At 62.1% G+C, this 388-nt stretch carries 1 protein-coding gene; it reads left to right on the forward strand.

The features are described from left to right. Positions 1-254: 254 nt before the first annotated feature. Positions 255-388 (forward strand): GTP-binding protein (locus HA630_RS22440; RefSeq protein ID WP_243855311.1); only part of this gene is annotated, 134 nt, incomplete at its 3' end.

Genomic DNA, 388 nt, shown 5'->3' on the forward strand with positions numbered 1-388 from the left:
ACCTACACGATGGAATTCAAGCACTACTCGGAAGCCCCGCGCAACGTGCAAGAAGCCATCATGGCGGCCCGCGCCAAGTAATTGGCCCACCCCCGCGCCGTGCCCCCAGGGGCGCGTCACCCCCTCCAGGGGGCGTTGCCAGCAGACCGGCAAAGCGCCGGATCTGCGGCAACCCTGGATGAGGGGGGTGTGCGGGACTGTTGTTGTCTTCAGCGCCGTTTAGCGGTGAGTCGGCTGCCCGTGGCAGGCTCTGGCTGGAGACGTTAAACCCACACGGGCCTTGTTCTTTTATCGAGGTATTTGCAATGGCAAAAGAGAAATTTGAGCGGACCAAGCCGCACGTCAACGTCGGCACCATTGGTCACGTGGACCACGGCAAGACCACCCT

The sequence above is a fragment of the Aquabacterium sp. A08 genome (assembly GCF_011742065.1).